This is a genomic window from Nostoc sp. (assembly GCF_036917775.1).
Classification (GTDB): Bacteria; Cyanobacteriota; Cyanobacteriia; order Cyanobacteriales; family Nostocaceae; genus Nostoc.
Genome location: NZ_JBALEQ010000091.1, coordinates 60,124 through 76,304, shown reverse-complemented (window position 1 = coordinate 76,304; position 16,181 = coordinate 60,124). Strand labels below are relative to the sequence as shown.

At 39.6% G+C, this 16,181-nt stretch carries 18 protein-coding genes; 10 read left to right on the top strand and 8 right to left on the bottom strand.

Features of this window, described 5'->3' with window-relative positions; translation table 11 throughout:
* Positions 1-26: 26 nt before the first annotated feature.
* Positions 27-1,913, bottom strand: a complete 1,887-nt coding sequence (locus tag V7K69_RS17775) for an ATP-binding protein (protein ID WP_335036605.1) — start codon at positions 1,911-1,913, stop codon at positions 27-29.
* A 276-nt stretch (positions 1,914-2,189) separates the two neighbouring features.
* Between V7K69_RS17775 and petN the strand changes: the two genes are divergently transcribed.
* From petN to V7K69_RS17755, 4 genes are all read left to right on the top strand, one after another.
* Complete coding sequence (gene petN, locus V7K69_RS17770) at positions 2,190-2,279, top strand: cytochrome b6-f complex subunit PetN (protein ID WP_012408302.1); 90 nt, start codon at positions 2,190-2,192, stop codon at positions 2,277-2,279.
* A gap of 22 nt (positions 2,280-2,301) precedes the next feature.
* Complete coding sequence (locus V7K69_RS17765; RefSeq protein ID WP_185587196.1) at positions 2,302-2,448, top strand: hypothetical protein; 147 nt, start codon at positions 2,302-2,304, stop codon at positions 2,446-2,448.
* A gap of 152 nt (positions 2,449-2,600) precedes the next feature.
* Positions 2,601-5,729: a GAF domain-containing protein gene (locus tag V7K69_RS17760; RefSeq protein ID WP_335036603.1), complete on the top strand. Its 3,129-nt coding sequence runs from the start codon at positions 2,601-2,603 to the stop codon at positions 5,727-5,729.
* 15 nt (positions 5,730-5,744) lie between these two features.
* Positions 5,745-5,888: a hypothetical protein gene (locus V7K69_RS17755; RefSeq protein ID WP_335036601.1), complete on the top strand. Its 144-nt coding sequence runs from the start codon at positions 5,745-5,747 to the stop codon at positions 5,886-5,888.
* 392 nt (positions 5,889-6,280) lie between these two features.
* Here the strand turns inward: V7K69_RS17755 and V7K69_RS17750 are convergent, their stop codons facing one another.
* Positions 6,281-6,850, bottom strand: coding sequence for a hypothetical protein (locus V7K69_RS17750; RefSeq protein ID WP_335036599.1), 570 nt, complete (start codon positions 6,848-6,850; stop codon positions 6,281-6,283).
* 683 nt (positions 6,851-7,533) lie between these two features.
* On the opposite strand from V7K69_RS17750, the gene V7K69_RS17745 reads away from it, so the two are divergent.
* The 4 genes from V7K69_RS17745 to V7K69_RS17730 all read left to right on the top strand — a co-directional run bounded on the left by V7K69_RS17745 (position 7,534) and on the right by V7K69_RS17730 (position 10,396).
* Positions 7,534-7,782, top strand: coding sequence for an Hpt domain-containing protein (locus V7K69_RS17745; protein WP_335036597.1), 249 nt, complete (start codon positions 7,534-7,536; stop codon positions 7,780-7,782).
* A 323-nt stretch (positions 7,783-8,105) separates the two neighbouring features.
* Positions 8,106-8,531, top strand: a complete 426-nt coding sequence (locus tag V7K69_RS17740; protein ID WP_335036595.1) for a DUF4363 domain-containing protein — start codon at positions 8,106-8,108, stop codon at positions 8,529-8,531.
* 136 nt (positions 8,532-8,667) lie between these two features.
* Complete coding sequence (locus V7K69_RS17735) at positions 8,668-8,943, top strand: peptidase (RefSeq protein ID WP_335036593.1); 276 nt, start codon at positions 8,668-8,670, stop codon at positions 8,941-8,943.
* Positions 8,944-9,397: 454 nt separating this feature from the next.
* The gene (locus tag V7K69_RS17730) at positions 9,398-10,396 is read left to right on the top strand and encodes an RNA polymerase sigma factor, RpoD/SigA family (protein WP_335036591.1); all 999 of its coding nucleotides are present in this window, start codon (positions 9,398-9,400) and stop codon (positions 10,394-10,396) included.
* A gap of 110 nt (positions 10,397-10,506) precedes the next feature.
* Here V7K69_RS17730 and V7K69_RS17725 read toward each other — a convergent pair whose 3' ends face one another.
* Entirely contained in the window at positions 10,507-11,145 is a 639-nt protein-coding gene (locus V7K69_RS17725) for a HesA/MoeB/ThiF family protein (RefSeq protein WP_335036589.1), read from the bottom strand.
* A gap of 8 nt (positions 11,146-11,153) precedes the next feature.
* Complete coding sequence (locus V7K69_RS17720) at positions 11,154-11,984, bottom strand: hypothetical protein (protein ID WP_335036587.1); 831 nt, start codon at positions 11,982-11,984, stop codon at positions 11,154-11,156.
* A gap of 175 nt (positions 11,985-12,159) precedes the next feature.
* On the opposite strand from V7K69_RS17720, the gene V7K69_RS17715 reads away from it, so the two are divergent.
* Complete coding sequence (locus tag V7K69_RS17715) at positions 12,160-12,501, top strand: hypothetical protein (RefSeq protein ID WP_335036585.1); 342 nt, start codon at positions 12,160-12,162, stop codon at positions 12,499-12,501.
* 85 nt (positions 12,502-12,586) lie between these two features.
* Positions 12,587-12,967 (top strand): hypothetical protein, encoded by a 381-nt coding sequence (locus tag V7K69_RS17710; RefSeq protein WP_335036583.1) that lies wholly within the window; start codon positions 12,587-12,589, stop codon positions 12,965-12,967.
* A 69-nt stretch (positions 12,968-13,036) separates the two neighbouring features.
* Here V7K69_RS17710 and V7K69_RS17705 read toward each other — a convergent pair whose 3' ends face one another.
* The 4 genes from V7K69_RS17705 to V7K69_RS32985 all read right to left on the bottom strand — a co-directional run bounded on the left by V7K69_RS17705 (position 13,037) and on the right by V7K69_RS32985 (position 15,778).
* On the bottom strand, positions 13,037-14,470 hold the full coding sequence (locus V7K69_RS17705; protein ID WP_335036581.1) for a vWA domain-containing protein: 1,434 nt from the start codon (positions 14,468-14,470) through the stop codon (positions 13,037-13,039).
* A gap of 454 nt (positions 14,471-14,924) precedes the next feature.
* Positions 14,925-15,347 (bottom strand): hypothetical protein, encoded by a 423-nt coding sequence (locus V7K69_RS32995; RefSeq protein ID WP_442936154.1) that lies wholly within the window; start codon positions 15,345-15,347, stop codon positions 14,925-14,927.
* Positions 15,329-15,520, bottom strand: coding sequence for a hypothetical protein (locus V7K69_RS32990; protein ID WP_442936153.1), 192 nt, complete (start codon positions 15,518-15,520; stop codon positions 15,329-15,331). The genes V7K69_RS32995 and V7K69_RS32990 overlap by 19 nt, the downstream gene beginning before the upstream one ends.
* A gap of 33 nt (positions 15,521-15,553) precedes the next feature.
* A complete protein-coding gene (locus V7K69_RS32985; protein ID WP_442936152.1) occupies positions 15,554-15,778 on the bottom strand; it encodes a hypothetical protein in 225 nt (74 codons plus the stop codon).
* Between the last annotated feature and the right edge of the window lie 403 nt (positions 15,779-16,181).

The following is a 16,181-nucleotide window of genomic DNA, read 5'->3' as shown; positions in this document are numbered from 1 at the left end:
AATTGGAAATTGGAGTTTAACTGAAATTAATTGATGTATTTTTCAATAAAAGTTTCCAAACGTTTGATTTGGAAATTACTAGCTAGCTGCATAAGTTGCTGGGAAAAAATGTTTAGCTTTTCATCAGATGCAGAAAGTTGTTCAGCCAGTTCTAAAATATTTTGAATGTCGCCGTCTTGTGATAGTTCGAGTAACTCTTGCAAAACATCTTTGCTAGGGCAAATCATCTCATTTTGTTGATTAGAACCATCTTTAGAGATTTTATTAATAGCCTCTACCTTAGCGTCAAAAATCCATTCTAGTTGCAAAAACTGTCGTAGTATTTCCAGCATATTTTCAGCTTCTACAGGCTTTGGTAAAAAGGCATCTGCACCTACATCAATACTTTTGTGCTGGTCGGCTGCAAACACACTTGCTGACGAAGCGACGATCGGAATCTCTTTAAATGCCGCAGACTGACGCAAACGACTAATTAACTCAAATCCATCCCATATCGGCATCACTAAATCGGTGATAATCATGTCTGGTTTCTGGGCTAGAGACTGTACCCATGCTTCCTGACCATTACTAGCTTCTACAACAGTAAACCCAACCGGCTCTAGTAAATTTACAATTACCGATCGGTTTTCCCATTTATCATCCGCAATCAAAATGGTGCGCCTTTGTCCTTGATAACCAATAATAGTTCCCTGCTCAACTACTCTAGAAACCTTTGCCCAGTCTTTAGATTCTGATAAATTTGCCTCAAACCAGAAAGTGCTACCTTTGCCAAATTCACTTTGCACTTGAATTTGACCACCCATCAACAAAACAATTTTTTGACTGATTGCTAATCCTAAGCCTGTACCTTCAGATTGTCGTTTCTGACTCCCCGCTTGCTCAAAGGGCTGGAAGATTTTTTCGGCTTGTTCAGGGGTTATGCCAGTGCCAGTATCTACTACCTCAAAGCGAATTTTGTAGTTAGTTTTTCCATTAGTATTTGATTCTTGATTGATCACCTGAGCTTTGAAAGTGACACTGCCTTGATGAGTAAATTTCATGGCATTACTAAGCAAGTTAATCAGTACTTGCCGCAAGCGTTTTTCATCAGCATGAATACCCGTTGGTAAATTAGGATCGATTTCAATGTGAAATGCGATGACTTTTTGTTCTGCCCTGATGCGGCAAATTTCAGTCACACTATCTAAAAAGGCAGGCAAGTAGAAATCAACAGGATACAATTCCAACTTTCGGGCTTCGATCTTGGAGAGATCCAGGACATCATTAATTAAGGTTAAAAGATGAGAACCACATTGATAAATAACGCTGAGTCCTTTGCGTCCTTTTTCACTTAAAGATTCTGTGCGTTGGAGAATTTGTGTATAGCCCAGGATACCGTTAAGAGGTGTACGTAGTTCATGACTCATGTTGGCCAGAAATTCACTTTTAGCTTGGCTAGAGTTTTGAGCAACTTCTTCTGCTTGACGTAGTTCTTTCTCAATACGCTTGCGCTCGACAATTTCTGTTGAAAGTATTCGATTAATAGCCTCTAACTGGGCTGGGCTGGGTAGTGTCAGAGCTTGAGGCATTAGGTAAAATAAGGCAAATGCCGTGTATATAGAAATAATGGCAGTTAAAGCTTTTAAACCACCTGCAATCCAATAGTCTGGATACCAAAGCGTCCAAATATCCATTAAGTGTCCAGTACCGCAGGCAATGATAAAAGCACCAAATAACAAAAAAACTCCATTAAAAGGAACGTCTTTGCGCTTGTAAATGAAGTAAATCAGTAGGAAGGGAATAGAATAATAAGCCAGAGCGATCGTGGCATCAGAAATAATGTGGAGCCAAACTAACCCACTTTGCCAGAGATAACAATGTCCGTGGGGAATAAAACCGTTAGATTGGAAAGGATAGTGGAAAAATGTCGGCATAATACTGGGGTTGTTGGATTTGAAATATATACCCGTAACCCTAGTATTCCCAAACCATGAAGTGGGAAAGCGCGATCGCTATTTTTTTACATTCGTCTTTATTAATGCTTGAAGTGCTAGCTTACCAAGAAAAATGGTGTATATTTTGCGTAGGCGTAGCCGATTGTAGACATCGCCAGCCAAAGTTACAATGCGATTTATAAAAAAATCTCAGCCTGCCCAATCCCTGTATGATAAATATTAGAAACCTTTTGTAATTATTTGAAAAGCGGGACTATGGAGATTTTGACACTAGGTTGGGTATCGCTGTTAGTTGTTTTCACTTGGTCAATTGCAATGGTTGTTTGGGGACGTAACGGGCTGTAGAGGCATTGTGGAAAGTCCATTTTTGAGTATTTTAACAATAGTAGCCGCAGTGCTACTCGTAGGAGTTACTGGTGGTATTGGTTATTTAACCGTGGCTGATTGGCGCGATCGCCGTCGCCGAGATGAAGAGAAACGTACCAGCCGCAGCGCCACTCCCAAGCGGCGATAATTTTCTCGTGGTTGAAAAATGTTCTTATAGGGACACGATACTATCGTGTCCCTATATTGTTTTTTGGCATTCTCAGGAAAGAACTGTTACCTTTGCGATCGCAACGGGAATTATGAGATAGAAGACTTTCAATATTTAAAGTCCCACTGGGAATGGAAAACTCCTCTACCACTCAATCCATAGAACCAAATTCAGAACAGCAAGAATCTCATTCAGATGTGACATCCTCCTTACGTCAGAATGAGCAACAAAAAGCCTTATCTGGAGTTATTGCCCGCATCCGCGAGTCTCTAGATATAGAAACCATTTTCAAAATTACAGTCACTGAAGTCCGCCAGCTTCTGAAAAGCGATCGGGTTAGTGTGTTTCTTTTTTATCCCGATTTGGCATGGGAAGGAGAATTTATCTATGAAGATGTGGCAAAAGAATGGGATTCGGCACTAGCAGCCAAATTACGCGATCACTGCTTTAGTGAGGAGTTTGCAGAACTATATCAGCAAGGTCGGATTAGAGCAATAGCTGATATTTATCAAGTTAATGCTAGTGATTGCTACATCCAGATTTTAGAAAGATTCCAAGTACGTGCTAACATAACTGCCCCCTTGATCAAAGGTAAAAATTTATGGGGATTGCTGTGTATTCATCAGTGTAGTAGCCCTCGGCAATGGGAAGCATCAGAAATTGAATTTGTGCAATTAATCGCTGAACATCTGGGAGTTGCTTTACAGCAAGCAGATTACCTCGAACAAGTAAAACTCCAATCAGCAGAACTAGCGCAAGCAAAAGCTAGAGAAAAAGCAGCCCAATGGCAAAGAACCATAGCCATAACCATTGAGAAAATTCGTCAGTCTCTAGACTTAAAAAGCATTTTCCACACAAGCACCGCAGAACTTAGGCAGTTGCTAAATGCTGATCGCGTGGCTATTTATCGCTTCAATCCCGATTGGAGTGGTGAATTCGTGTTTGAATCAGTGGCAGAGGGTTGGATTTCCCTCATAGATGAACAATTGCAGCGGCCGGAATTGAGTGAAAATGTCAGTGAATGTAGCGCCAAAGATTTAGCTAAACCTCCAGTCGCTGATACCTACTTGCAAGATACAGAGGGTGGTAGCTTTAGCCGATGTGAAGTTTATCGTGTTTGTAATGATATTTATAATTCAGGCTTTAGCGACTGCTACATTAAAATCTTAGAGATTTATCAAGCAAGAGCTTATGTGATTATTGCCATTTACCACGGTCAGAAGCTCTGGGGCTTGCTAGCAGCATACCAAAATGCCAGAACCCGTGATTGGCAAAAAGATGAGGTTTACTTGCTTACCCAAGTTGGCACTCAACTAGGTGTGGCTTTGCAGCAAGCGGAATTTATCCAACAAATGCAGATTCAAGCAGCAGATATCAGCAAAGCTGCTGAAAGGCAAAGGGCGTTGGCGAATACCGTAGAAAAAATTCGTCAGTCTCTTGATATTGAAACCATCTTTAAAACCACAACTCAAGAAGTTCGTCGGTTATTAGAAGTGGAACGAGTCGCAATCTATCGCTTCTATCCTGACTGGAGTGGCGAGTTTGTCGCTGATTCTATTGTTGATGGCTGGACACCAATGGTTAAGCCGCAGCCTGTGACAGAAGGCGTTCTTGTGCAAAGAAAGCAAGCGGGTAAGTATGCACGCAATGAAGTTTTTGTACCAATTTCTCAGGGTGAGAAGCTGTGGGGATTGTTAGTAGCTTATCAAAACTCCCAGCCCCGTTATTGGCAAGATGAGGAAATCAACTTATTGGCACAAGTTGGGGCTCAATTGGGGGTAGCATTACAGCAAGCTGAGTCTTTGAAACAGATGCAGATGCAAGCCCAAAAACTGGCTAAAGCCGCCGAAAGAGAACGGAAAGCAGCCGAAAGGGAGAAGGCCCTAGCTGCGACAGTGGAGAAAATTCGCCAGTCTCTTGATATTGATACCATCTTTGCCACCAGTGCAGAAGAAGTCCGACGGCTATTGGAAGTTGATCGAGTGACAATCTATAAATTCAGAACTGATTGGAGTGGCGAATTTGTTGCTGAGTCTTTAGCTCAAGGTTGGACACCAGTCAAGGAAATTTTACCTGTAGTTGCAGATGATTACTTGCAAGAAACCCAAGGTGGAAATTTTGCTAATGGTGAAAGTAGTGCTGTTAAAGATATTTACAGCGCCAATTATTCTATTTGTCATATTGCTCTACTTGAGCTAATGGAGGCTAGGGCATATATAATTGTGCCGATTTTTCAGGGCGAGAAACTTTGGGGATTACTAGCAGCTTATCAAAATCTCAAACCGCGTGATTGGCAAGAAGATGAGGTAGATTTGCTGATGCAAATTGGTACCCAATTAGGGGTAGGACTTCAGCAAGCGGAATTACTTGAACAAACTCAACGTCAAAAAGAAGAACTTACCCAGACTCTTAAAGAATTACAAAACACTCAAAGCCAATTGATTCAAAGTGAAAAAATGGCAGGTTTAGGGCAGTTAGTTGCTGGTGTAGCACATGAAATTAACAACCCGATTAGTTTTATTTACGGCAATATCATCTATGTTAAAGAACATGCCGAAAATTTATTTAAATTACTCCGTCTTTATCAGAAACAGTATCCAAAGGGAACAGGAGAAATTCAAAAGCAAGCAGCAGCAATAGATTTAGATTTCATTAGTGATGACTTGCCCAAAATTTTGACTTCCATGAAGATGGGGGCAGAGCGAATCTCTCAACTGGTCTTGTCGTTACGAATTTTTTCTCGACTTGACGAAGCAGGAATAAAGCCCGTTAACCTTCATGACGGTATCGACAGTACTTTGCTAATTTTACAACATCGATTGCAACCACAGACTAATTCTTTTGCTATTGAGGTAGTTAAGGAATATGGTGAATTGCCCCCAGTAGTCTGTTATGCAGCGCAGATGAATCAGGTGTTTATGAATATTCTCAACAATGCGATCGATGCACTAGAAAACTCAGCAACTTGTGGAAAAAAAATTGACAATCCTAAAATTTGGATTCGTACAGAAATAATAGAAGGGAATAGTATTCTGATTTGGATTGCCGACAATGGTTGTGGAATTACAGAGATGATGCGATCGCGAATTTTTGAACCTTTCTTTACCACTAAACAACCTGGACAAGGGATCGGTTTGGGGTTATCTATTAGCTACCAAATTATTGTAGAAAAACACGGCGGTAATATCAAATGTGTTTCTGAACCTGGTAATGGCTGTGAGTTCTGGATAGAAATTCCGATGAAAGGGATAGTTAGTTAAGGAAAAAACCAGGCGATGTATTCTCTACTAGAGGATACAGAGAAAAGAAGGGGCGATGCCTTTGGCAGGCTTCTCTATGAGACGCTACGCGTAGCTTGCTTCCATAAAGTAGTACGCCTACGCACTGTGGAGATTTTTGCAGGCGATCGCTTATTATAATTTTCAAGCTAGTAGTTTCCGGCTGAATTTTTGGAGTTGAAATTGAAACCAATTACCGCCCTTGACTATACATTGATGGCAGATATCTCCATAGCATTTGCCTTGGTCATTGCATACAATTAACCTGGCTTCATCTGTCTGAAAATTTTCCTAGCAAATTAAACATATTTTGCTAATGTCACCTGTATTACATTCTATTTGAAATTTCATGTCTCTTCTCCTGGATACATAATATTTAAATGAAGTTAAAACTATGTATTTTATACTTATATATCTGGCTCCTCCCGTTACTAAAATAGTTGACATAATTTTGTTCACTTTACTTTCGTAAAGGCTTTGTCCGCCTGTAAATACTAGGTCTGCACGGCTGAATAATTCGGCTTCGTAATTCTTTAAAGTAGGTGATGCTCCTTGGAATGCAGACAATTCATCCATGCAATCATACACCACAGCTTGGGGTTGCAAGTGGCGGGTAAACGCGATCGCCATTGGTGTATAATACCAACAAATGTACTTGTGTTAATATTATGCTCTACAAATAAATTATTAATTAGTACTTGCAAATCTGCGTTGATTGCTTCTTCACTTAAACCTTGTGGTAGGTATGGCACAACCACAACTACTCCATTAGAATCTTCGTTCACATCTAAACTTGCCAAGGGTTCTTCAGAAAAAATTGGCTCCTCAATAAAGAATACTCGCTTTCCTTGGGCGCAGCGAGTAAGAAGATGTTGTGGTCTTTGATAAACGAAATTCCAACGCAAATGAGATAAACAAACTATATCAGGTGTGTCTTTAAAGGTTTTTGTTGATTGAACTTTTTTGTTAGACGAAGTTAAATTCAACCGTGACGGACTCGATGATTGCGTTTGGTCTAACTGCGATCGCTTTGTTTTACGCTGCTTTGGCGAAATAACATTGCTCACACCGTTGTTTGTGACTTGAGATTTTTCACTTGTCATAGTTCGTCTCATTATTTAAATTATTAATTCTGACTAGCCAAACGCTAATACCTTTTCTTTGTAAGGCAGCACTAAATTTACTATCATGCAAAAACTTGCAACATATTTTGCTGCTTATCAATATCGAATCGGTATAATAAATACTTGGTTGCATTAATAACAATTAACTGTTTTATATCTACTTATTTCATCTACCCAAATAAATATAAAGTTGCTTTTGTATTAAGTCCTAAGCACTATTTTTCTAAATATCTAAAATCTAAAATTAATTAAATGTTAAGTTATGCAACGTAATTGTAATTTATAAACCTATGCAATATAGTTGTGTTTGTCTGTTCGGTTGCGTACACAAGATCGTTAAAACAATTATTTTTAATATTTAAAATTAATAAAACTAGCTTATTTATAAGCTAGTTTTGTTATCTTGAATACATATTATTGTAACAATAGTTTTATAACCCATAGTAAATAAAGTCATTTATTTTATTGTTGGTTTATTGGAAACAAGTATTATAAATTTCACCATGATGAGATATATGTTCTATATATTCTCTCAACCTTGGGTAGTTTAAAAGCTTTTTGACTGTGTGTAATATTGGTTGTAATTCAATTCATCAACCTTAACGCGATCACTTCTAAGTTATGGAGCGATCGCGTTTTTCTATCTCAGAGTTTTAAATATATTGCAAATATACCTTGAAGATGTTAGTCCCCGTTTAAAGATCATGATTGCAGCGATCGCATCTGATGACTTTGGTCAAATTGCGCGAGAAGCTCATCACCTTAAAGGTACTAGTGCCAATGTTGGAGCCATAGCTATGTATCTAGCATCTGAAAAACTAGAAAAGTTAGCTTACGAGCAAGAGCTTAGAGATGCTACTAACTTAGTTTTAGAGTTAAAACAATTTGTCAACTCTATGCAAGACCTTTAACAAGAAAGAGTTCAGTCTGAATTCTATATGAGTAGCCGATAAATATGTAACTTTAAGTCCCACACTAATTAATTCTGAATTCTACATTCTTTTTTAATCATAAATAAAGTAACAAATAACACCTTAGTTACCCATCAAAAATGATAAGTATTAATTCCAAATTAATATAGGAAAATAGCCTTGATACAATCGTACCAATAAAAAACTTTAGCATCTACAGAGAGAAAGCTAGCATAGAATCTCCCTACACCTTCAGCAACTTTAGCTGATATAGTAGCTGATACCGCCATTACTTGGCGACTTATCATTATTCAAGAGGTCTTATGAAACGCTTAATCTACATTATCCCTGTGACTGCAATTAGCTTACTGACATTAGTAGGATGTAACAGCGATCAAAAATCAACTACCCAAACTCCTACTACCACAGAAACCACTAAGGCGACAACAGTATCAAAAACTCCTAGTGCTACGCAAGGAGGTTTTGATACTTTGGCCGGTGTCGTTACAAATACAAAAACTGCGGTGCAAGCTGGAAACTTTGACAAAGCTCAACAGGAATTTAATAAGTTTGAAAATTCTTGGTCTAAAGTTGAGGATGGTGTCAAAACTAAATCTTCAAAAACCTATAATGTCATCGAAGATGCTGCGACCCAGGTGAAGGGTTCGCTGAAAGCAAAAGATAAAGCAAAATCTCTTCAAGGGTTACAAACACTTGAGACAAATATCGCCACTGCTTCCAAAAAGTAAGATCAAACTAACATAGAACAGGAGTCAAAAGACAAGATACATCAGGAAAAAAGTCTTTATATCTAGTTGTGAGACAAATAATTCTGTAGCTTATCAAGTTGCAAACTCCTATAGTTTCCATTGGAGATTTTGGATAATGCGTTCATTTCGCAAATATCACCGGACTCTGGCGATTATTTTGGCTTTACCGCTAGCTATAACATTGTTAACCGGTATTGCAGCTACCCTGGTAGGTGAGTGGTCAGCTAACATTGGAGTTCCACGTAGTCTACTACTTTCGATTCATCGTGGTGAAATCTTGGGTTTACAGGGAATTTACCCGATTTTGAACGGACTAGGGCTATTAGGGTTATTGGTTACTGGATTAAGTATGACTAGTTTGTTTAGTAGAAAAAGGTCAAAATCTGTGTAAGGATTAATCACAAGCGATCGCAGTTTTTTGAGGTATAAAAACAACTCAGTCACCCTGCGATCGTAAAAGTGAATCAAACCATAATCCATTGTCTCCAGTGCTATAAAACTCTTTGTAGAAGCAGCTTTAGGGTTATTGCTCCTGCTTCAGAACGGACTAGAATTTGGACAGACATAACTTTTTCAATTCTTTGACAAGCTCCTGTAACATCAAGCTATTAACTTAAAAAATATTGCTTTTAACAAAATAACGATCCGTAGCAACTAACTAAAAAATATTTCAAATTTCTTGACTTTTAACTTACTCAGTACTGAGTGCTGAGTAAAAAGTGAAATTAGGATAAAAGCGAAGCAAGTAGCCTGAATTTAAGGGAATACAAAACGTTTTGCTACTGCCAAGAAGATTTTTAAAATATCCTCTAAACCAACAAATATTTTTCAAGGTTCAAATAACTATGAATGATCTATCTTACAAATATCTAGAAGAAAGTAATAAAAAGGAGAAAATTTTATATACTGCTGATACAGTGCGTACTTATCTTCGTGAGATTGGACGGATACCTTTATTAACTTATGAGCAGGAGATTAATTTCGCCAAGCAAGTTCAAAAAATGATGGCTTTACTAGCTACAAAAGAAAAATTAGCTATTCAATTAAAACGTCAACCAACACAACAAGAGTGGTTTGAAAATATAAATATTTGTGAAAATTCACTGCTACAACAGCTACATCAAGGGCAACAAGCCAAGCAGAAAATGATTCAGGCGAACCTGCGACTTGTAGTATCTATTGCTAAGAAATATCAAAGACATAACCTAGATTTTCTTGATTTAATTCAAGAAGGAAGTTTAGGCTTAGAGCGAGGAGTTGAGAAATTTGACCCAACTAAAGGGTACAAGTTTTCAACTTATGGCTATTGGTGGATTCGCCAGGCAATTACACGAGCGATCGCTGAACAAGGACGTACTATCCGCTTGCCTATTCATATTACAGAAAAGCTGAACAAAATCAAGCGGATTCAACGTGAACTCACTCAAAAATTAGGTCGTACTCCTACCGCAGTTGATATCGCCGAAGAACTATCTTTAGATCCAAAACAAATTCGAGATTATTTACTTTTAGCACGTCAACCTGTCTCTTTAGAATTACGAGTTGGCTCAGACAAAGATATAGAATTACAAGATATGTTGGAGGATAATGGACTCTCCCCAGAATTATATGCTGAACAGAAGTTTCTTCAACAAAATATTCAAAATTTATTGTTAAAATTAAATCCTCAGCAACGAGAAATATTAACTTTACGTTTTGGTTTAACAGATGGAAATGAACTTTCTTTAGCAGAGATTGGTCAACGGATGGGTATTAGTCGAGAGCGAGTTCGACAGATAGAGCAACAAGCTTTGGGTAGTCTAAGAAGACATAAGGATAAGATACACAGCTATCTAGCTAGTTAATTCGTAAGCTGAATGTTTTGTTATTTGCTCTTTACTTCAATCCGCAGAGTTTGGTAAATCCTGATTGATGGTCGATGTCTGTGACAAGCGGCTAAGAGCGTCTACGCAATCTACAAAAACAGAGATTGAACAGTCAGATCCTTCTGGGTGATGCTGAAGTTATGTTGTTCTGCTGTCGCAATGAATGAAACGATCGCTTCACACGCCACTGCAACGGTTAACATTACTAGGTTTCGTGCCAACGGATAATCACAGACATCATCATTAACCTCAGAAGGAACGCGATAAACATCATTCCAAATCACTTCTGCATAATCAGCCGATAGTCCAGCATGAAGACAAGGAATGCTTAATTGTTCAGCATAATTTTTCACTGCTTGACGTGCCACACTATTATCAAAGACATCGATAATTAGTTGGCTGTCTTTGAGTAATTGAGTTGTATTTGCTGATGTCAACTCCTTTGTCTTCGCATCAACTTTAGTACCAATTGCTCGATATAAATTGTTGGCCAAGATTTTTGCCTTGAATGCTCCAACATCAGAACGGTAGTAAGGCTGAGTCGAAAGATTACGCTCCTCAATGCGATCGCGATCTATGACTGTAAGTTTATCAAAACCAGACCGAGCTAAGTTTTCCGCAATGTTAGCTCCTAATGCTCCAGCGCCACAAATTGTTACAGGATAGTTCTTTAGCTTTGCCATCACAGCATTGCTGCGGTAAAGCTGTTCGTGAAAAAAGATGCTCATTGTCTTTATTACTCTTGTTTTTCCATCACACCTACTAAGGATTGCAAGTCAAAATCGCGATCGCGTCCACTCAGACAAATGCCAGAACTAACAACAGTCAAATCAGTTTTAGCGATCGCACTACTATGGCGAACACCATCAGTAGTTGTCCAATCGACTGTCCAATAATCGCCGCGATCGTGGAATTGATTTAATTCACCGCCACCCATTTGCAAAGCCTTTTTCAGTCGCTTTTCATCCTGTTGGGGTTGAGTAAAGCCCTCAATGCGCCGAGTTGCTAATTCATACACGGTGCGGATTTCTGGAGTAATGCCCTTAAACTGTAATTCCTCAACAGGAATGAGTTGCTTAACAGCAGATTGCAGAGTTTCAGAAATTGCCGGATCGGTACGGCGATCGACTTCCTCAAACCAGCAAGACTGTCCATTCCAACGGGCAATGATTTGCTCAAAGATAACGCCCTCGGTAACTAAGTGGACTGTGATCGGCTTAACTACCTTCAACCGTTGACGCATATCTACTTCATTTACAGGGTATGCTAACCAAGTTTGTTTTTGCAGTTGATGTGCTAACCGCAGTCGTATTTGGGGAAAGTGTTGTAGGTATTCCGCAATCTGGGGTAAGTCTGCTTCTTCTATAACCGTTGCTGTTTTTTCATCCACAGGCTGAAAGATGCCCCAACCTTCAAATTTACTAGGCTTTGGCGTGAAAGTGTAGATCATCCCAGCTACCTGTGTGCGAACTCGTCCACCTTTGACACAGGGCGCAAGAAATTGGGTTGTAGACAATTCTGCTTGTGCGATCGCAATTTGGTTAATTAGTTTACGAATATCAGACATAATTATCTCTCTTTACGCATAATTACCCAAGATTATTGTCAGCAAATGAGTATATAAAAAAACATACGTTTTTAGTCAAACCGCAATTAGACAACTATTTTCATTAGGTGAAACAATGTTTTTGCATTTTGCATATATTGGAATGTGCTTATTATCGATTGTGATATCTTTCTATGTGAAAGCTAAATTTGAGAATTTTATAGAAAAAAATACAACAATTGCAAATGAAAAATCATTAGAAGATTATAAAAACCTTGTGCGTCTTAATATGTATGGAGCGCTGGCTCAAATAGTTTTATTTGTTGGTGCATTTATTAGTGGCATCGTTTATATTCTTAATCAAGGTTTTGCAGGGGTATTTTCATTCTTCCTATTATGGTTCGCTGCTAGTGTTATGAAACAGTTAGGTCAGGTTGAGGAAAAAGTACGTACACTCACTTGTGCAACTGCTGAACTAGAGCGTCAATACACAAAAATTTCCCATACTTGGAAGAAAAAAGCTTTTCCCGATTTCTAAATTTTATGACTAGATGAATCCAGTAAGGACAGTAGACTTGTATTTATTAAGTAAAAATTCAATTGACAAAATAAATTTTAAAATCGTGACTAGCCAAACACAACAAATATCAGAGTACCGAAAAAAGTTGTCATCTGCCTACCGTGCAATTTATGCAGTTGGAGTTTTGAGTACTTTTATAGGAATCATAGTATTGATAGCTGTAAATCGAGTTCCTGAAGGTGTAATATTGGGAATTTCCTGTTTAGCTTCTGGTTTACTCTATCTAGTTCTAGGTTTTTTTGTACAACGTAAATCCCAAATTGCGTTGGGTATTGCAGTGGGATTTATGCTGCTAAATTTTTTAACTGGCATTTACAATATGTTTCAAACTGGTAAACCAGTCGGCTTAATTATTCCTATCGTATTCTTCAGTCAGACAATAGAAGGATTTAAAGCCATACAAGTATTAAAGTCTAAAACTTGACGTATTAGCTAAGTTCTCAGTTATACATCAGGATGCGTTACAAGTAATTATAACGCACCCTGATACACTCTACTTATCCTCTCTTACAGGCAATGGCATATCCAAAATCTCCATCAGCAAATCGAGACGAGAGGGGCGCGTCAGGAGTGGAACCAGATTCGGCAAACTGTAGTAGTCACCCGCGAAAGTGAATGTATCAACAGGTGCTTGCTGCTGCTTCAGTTGAGTCTCCACCCAGTTGTAATGAGTACCCACACGGACAATCACCACATTGGGCATTATCGCCAACTCCCGGCAGTAGTTCTTGTAAACTTCACCGAAGTAAGGAGCTGCATTTTCGCCCTCATCCGTAACCAAAATTATCTGGTCAACTACCTGCTTCTTCTTCCGCATTGCTTCCAATGCACAGCCGATGCTAGTACCACCACCTGCATTGATGTGCTGGAAGGCACGCTCCCAGTCGCTCAACTCCTTGCCCTTTGCTGTAACAGCGTAAGGAATGGTGTCAAAGGCGTAGACAAACAGTTCTGCCTTAGTGATACCAGAGATTAGGGCAGCGAGTTGTTTACCGATCGCGATCGCATTTTCCATTGAACCAGACTTATCCACCAATAAAGCAGTTGGACGAGCGATCGCACCACGCCGTTTCACCTGTTCGTTTGTCACCTTTTCCAGTTGGGCAACTGTGTCTGCGTCAAAATCTCCTGCGTCTGTGGCAATCTGTGCTTTGAATGCTGAGACACGCGTACTCTTAGACGCTGCTTCTAGCTTGGAATCAATCAGCTTCTTAACTTGTGGGTGATCCATTGCACCTCTAGTCTGGAGAGACTTGAGGTTATTGATCGCCTCTTGAGGAGTCATGCTGTTGATTAACGCTACCAAGACAACTGGTGTAAGTTGCTTGATTGCACCAATTGCGATCGCGTAGGGAATTTTGAACTCCACAATCAGCCGTGCCTGTTCTGCGGCATTTTCTGCTTTAGCAAGCTGCTTCAGCACATTTGCTAAGGAACCCTCTGGAGGAGTATCGCGGAAAAGAATCGCATTTGCCCGTTCATTTGGCTTGATGTGCAGTGAAGCATATAAGTGCTTCATTGCCTTACGACCTCTGAGCGCAGCGCGATCAAACAGAGCCGGATTGCTCTCCCGTACCTTCAAGTAACGCCGTACCGCAGTCCGGGCGGAACGAGGCAGTTTATTTTGCTGCTGCTTCATGAAGTCCACTACACGAGCCACTTGATAGGGTGGAAACTCTTGCAGCATCATAAATCCAGCATCTCGGTGTTCAATTAAATTGCTGGTTAATAAATGAGCAACAAACACCTCCTTGTGGTCGCGGACATCACCATGACGCTGATACCAGACTGCCAAATGTCCGTAGAAAATGGGATCGAGTTCAACAATTAACTGATGAATTTCTGCGACTTGCTCAAGCTTGCGGTGAGGAGTTGTGAGTAAACTGTTGAGCATTTCCAAACGCAGGTCACGTTCTGCGGTTTTCATTATGAACCTCCTCTAGTTGTGATGAATGAGGAGGCAGATGTTGCACGCGGGGCGATCAAGTCACCGCGCAAGTTGTAGAAGCATCATGTATAACTTGTGCAGAGTTATGTAAGCTTCTGCGATCGGGGCGCGGCAACAACTGCCGATAAATTTGAATTTCTATGTAGCAGTCCTGATTAGTATGTGAAATTCTCTGTCTTTTTCTTCAACTTCGCGTCCTTCTCTAACGAGACGCTGCGCGAATGCGTCCTTGGCGGTTCGTTTAAAAAAGTAATTTTTGCAACTCAACAAAGACACGAAAAAAGAGCGAAAGAGAAGTTGCCATAAATCATTAGTGAAATAAGATCACCTCATGCAAGTCGAAAAAGCTGTTGATTCACACACGGGATTTGAACCCGTAGTTGCTTGATCTCTCAAGTGCCTTACCATTCGGCTAGTATGTAAGCTTTTTCAGTTAGGGCACGAAGTGAAAAATTGAGATTTTAGAAAGTTGATTTAAAATAAATCGAATTTCTTTCTTGTTACACTGCTGTTTACTAACAGCGTAAATCATTCGACCTGTATATGCTACAGAACGATGAATAACACCTTTGACAGCATCCTTTACATAATGAGTGGGTGGCCATGGCAAATCTTCAAAGGTAATTAAATACCAAATCTTGTTTAGCTTCTGGTATTGATGATAATTATCAATGATGACAATATCAGTTTGTTCCTGCTTTGGCTTTTGCTTTCGAGGTACTTTCTCAGATGCACAAAGAATTCCGGTTTCAGGATGGATATAGAAGCGATCGCGATGGTTTGTATCTAGCTGGCTTCCATACCCTCGATAAGACTTGCGATAGAAACCACCATCAATTATTTCCACATGCCCCACACATGACCGATAACATGCTGTCCTGCCATTGTACTGGGATCTAATCGTTGACACAGTTGGCTGTAAACGTCATTCCAAGGCTGTCCGACTTGCGATGCCTGCGGCGGGCTACGCCTACGCAAAAACCGACGCAGAGGGCCGAGATGATCTGAAAGATACTTAGAGCCTGTCAAGAAACAACTTTTACAATTTATTATCTAGAAAGCTTACTGAGAAAGCATTTCTAGCTCAAAAGAGGCAAGGTTGTTACATGACAAGCTCTTAGATTTATTTATTGGTTTAATCAGGTAGGGATTCAACAATCCATCCTGAATTGTATCCTGGGTGATTTTGTATAATTGCTTCTTAAAGCCAGTCACCTTTTTGAGGCTAATTCTCCTTCCACCGCGAGGACGCTCAATTACAATCTCGCTCAAACGATGTTCGCTCATATCTCACGTTGTTTAAATGCAGTTGTACTAATTGATTTGTCATTAAACATGAGTTAGCTAACATCATTGAACTCACCTCCGTATTGAGTAAAAGTTATAGATAAATACAATTCAAATAATTGAAATTCCGCACAAGTTAGCAAAGCAGTTTTCACAATTGCCTATACCAATTTGGCTACGCTCCCATTAAAGGGAGCGACAGGATTTGAACCTGCATTCCGTTGCCGGAGAGTGTGTAGGCTTTACAAGTTAGGGCGCGAAATTAAGTCTTAAATCTTAAATCGTTCCGTGCAAGTTCAAGAAGCTTTTTACAGCTTACGGCCGCTCTTACCAAATATTAGCAGTGGGCACGCACGCTAAATCTGCGAGAGATTTAGAAATCATGCTTCGCTTATTCGATCGC